The organism is Clostridium sp. NSJ-145, assembly GCF_021044725.1.
Taxonomy (GTDB): domain Bacteria; phylum Bacillota; class Clostridia; order Clostridiales; family Clostridiaceae; genus Clostridium; species Clostridium disporicum_B.
This window is the reverse complement of sequence record NZ_JAJNOS010000041.1, coordinates 1-3,222: the sequence shown is the minus strand read 5'-3', so window position 1 is coordinate 3,222 and position 3,222 is coordinate 1. Positions and strand designations below refer to the sequence as shown.

The following is a 3,222-nucleotide window of genomic DNA, read 5'->3' as shown; positions in this document are numbered from 1 at the left end:
ACAGAAAAAGGCTACACTCTTCTATTAATTACATGACTCCAGATCAATGTGAATTATTAGCTAGAAGTGCAGCATAAAAAAGTTTGACTTTTTGTGTCCAAAATATTGACATAAGACCATCTTTATTCCAGGATATAAATCTGATTTTGAAGGATTTAATATAGGGGATTCTAAAGATGAGGTAGTAAAATCTATGGGAACACCTAGAAAAATTGATCCTAAAACAAACCGATGGCATTATGGGCATTCAACAATAACATTTAATGAGGATGGAATTGTTATTGATTATTATAATAGTAAGGATAAATTGAAAATTAAAAAAAATGAAGAGGTTAAAGACAGCGAAGTAATAGAAAATACTGAAGAAATTAATTATAGTGAAGAAATTGGAAAAGATACGGAACAATTAGATTATATTACATTAGGATCTAGTAAAGAAGATGTATCAAGAGTAATGGGGGTAGCATCTAGTATTTACGATTCAAATTGGTCATATGAATTTTCTATAATTAGATTTGATATAAATGGTTTGGTATCAGGGTGGAATGATATAAGTGATAATTTAATAGTCTATATAGGTGATAAAATCGATGGAGCAGAACCATTTACTATAGGATCAACTAAGAATGAAGTTATTGCAGCTATGGGAACACCAAGTTCTTTATATCAGAATAGATGGGAATATGAATATTCAAGCATTACATTTGATAATGATGATTTAGTTTCAGGATGGAGTGATATTAGTAAGAATTTAAAAAACTATATAGGAGATAAAGTTGATGGAGCACAACCATTTACCATAGGGTCAACTAAGGAGCAAGTTATTGCTGCTATGGGAACACCAAGTTCTTTAAATTGGAACAGATGGGAATATGAATATTCAAGTGTTACATTTGATGATGACAACTTGGTTTCGGGATGGAGTAATATTAGTGGGAATTTAAATGTTAAATAATCATTTAAATAGCACAATTTTTATATATGAAAAATTTATTAGGGTATAAAAATATATTAATGGGGGAAATATGGAGGAGACTATAAATATTAATAAAAGTATTGATAGCAAAAGAAAAATGATTATTGAAAGTCCGAGTTATATTTTAAGAGCGATAATGTTTGTATTAGGAACATATTTAATTTTAATATTATCCATACTTTTAGTTCTTGCAATAGCAGGGGGACTTATAGGAGCTTTTTTCCTAATAGTTTATATTTTTATGGAGTTATTTAATGTTACAAGAATGAGAGTGCCAATAGGATTTGTAGTAGCGTTATGTGTAGGAGCATACTATGGAGTATCAATAATATTAAAAAGTATTTATTATTCTTTTTTTAGAACTAATAAAGGCTCTTTTCAACCAGCACTTTTACTTAATTTACATGAGCATAAAGAGTTGCAAAATCTTATTTTTGAATTATGTACGAAGATGAGAGTTAAAAAACCGAGTAATATATTATTACACTCAGAACCAACATTTTATGTAACAGAAGGAAAGATCCGTACATTTGATAGAGAGTTGTCAGGAAGAACATTAGCAATTGGAGTACCTTTGCTAGGTTATTTAACAACAAATGAATTTAGAGCAATTTTATCACATGAATTTGCACATTTTTCAGGAAAAGATACATTATATTCTAAGATTATTCATCCAGTTTATTTAAGTACTATTAATTCAATACAAAGATTACAGGAATTTATTGATTATAATCTTAATAATGAAGATAGGAGCACATATTCATTACCTTTAATAATACCTAATTTTTTGCTTAAGTTTTATGTAAGAAAATTTGAATTAATGAACTGTAGAATATCTAGAATAAGAGAACATAGAGCCGATATTATAGCAGAAGAAATTTGTGGAGGCAAGGCTTTTAAAGAGGGATTAAGTAAGGTATATTCAATTAGTGAAATTTTTAATATTTTATCTAACAAGCATATATATGAATTATATAAAGAAGGAAAAATTTATACAAATTATTATAAATATTTTAGAAGTATTAGAGAGTATATAAATGAACAATCAGAGTATATTATTTCTAATAAGCTAAGAGAGTGTGTTGATGATTTAGATACGCATCCAGTTCTGAGTGATAGAATTGAATTAATAAAATCTGATGATAACAAGTATAATAATAACAAATTAGCAGAAACGCTTATTAATAATTTAGAAAGCTATGAAGAAGAATTAACAGAGATTTATACTCATTATAGCAGAGTTATTAATGGATGGTAATCTAATTTAAATTAGTATAATATAAAAATAAGGTCATTTTTTTGACCTTATTTTTATACGTATAGATTAATTTATATAGCTTTCATACAAGTGAAAATTTTGTTTATTTATTTTTGTAAAGTTTTATATATTTATATAAAGTACTTCTACCTATTCCGAGCATTTTAGCTAAACCAGTAGATGTCATATTACCATAATGACCATCTTTAAATTTAGTATATTCTTTTATAAACTCTTTAGGTAATTCTGCTTTAGGTCTACCAAGAGTTTTTCCGGTAGTTCTAGCAACTTCTAATCCTTGATTAATTCTAGATACAATCTTGTCTCTTTCTTGCTGGGCTATATGTGCTTTAATTGTTATCACAATATCAATAACCATATCGTATATGCTGTTATCAGTAACTTTATCCCAATCACACATATATGGCATATCTAAAGCAATAACCCTGATACCTCTAGATTTTAAATCTTTTAGTTCCATTATAACATTATCAGCATTTCTACCTAATCTATCTAGATCGGTTAATACTAATATATCATCCAGACGTAATTTACTTTTAAGTTTTGAGTATTCTTGTCTATTTTCTGCATTTATTGTTCCGCTGACTCTTTCTTCAATTATTTCATCAAATATAAAATTATTAGACTTAGCATATTGATCTAAGGCAAGCAATTGTCTTTGAGTAGTTTGAGAATCTTTAGTCGTTGAAATTCTAGCATATCCAAAAATCATTTTAATACCTCCAGAATTGTGATGATAAAAAGTGTCTATTAAATCATATATTTATTTCATAAACAATATTTATTTTAATTTTATCAATAAATATGAGAAATATGTATAGGAAAAAGTAGTTAGAAAAGTGTCTATCAAATCAACTGATTTGAAGATTTATAAAAAATTGTTCAACAAGTGAAACAGATAAAAATTAATAAGGATAGAACCAGAAGAATTTCATAATTAGATAAATATTAAATTGATGTTATAATT

The 3,222-nt window shown here is 26.8% G+C and carries 3 protein-coding genes; 2 read left to right on the top strand and 1 reads right to left on the bottom strand.

Annotated elements, in window-relative coordinates; translation table 11 throughout:
* Window positions 1–193 precede the first annotated feature (193 nt).
* Together LQE93_RS16575 and LQE93_RS16570 are read left to right on the top strand one after the other, a co-directional pair.
* Entirely contained in the window at window positions 194–955 is a 762-nt protein-coding gene (locus LQE93_RS16575) for an outer membrane protein assembly factor BamE (protein WP_231074562.1), read from the top strand.
* A gap of 70 nt (window positions 956–1,025) precedes the next feature.
* Window positions 1,026–2,234 (top strand): M48 family metalloprotease, encoded by a 1,209-nt coding sequence (locus LQE93_RS16570; protein ID WP_231074561.1) that lies wholly within the window; start codon window positions 1,026–1,028, stop codon window positions 2,232–2,234.
* A gap of 103 nt (window positions 2,235–2,337) precedes the next feature.
* On the opposite strand, the gene LQE93_RS16565 is transcribed toward LQE93_RS16570, so the two are convergent.
* The gene (locus LQE93_RS16565) at window positions 2,338–2,967 is read right to left on the bottom strand and encodes a recombinase family protein (RefSeq protein ID WP_231074560.1); all 630 of its coding nucleotides are present in this window, start codon (window positions 2,965–2,967) and stop codon (window positions 2,338–2,340) included.
* Window positions 2,968–3,222: the final 255 nt, after the last annotated feature.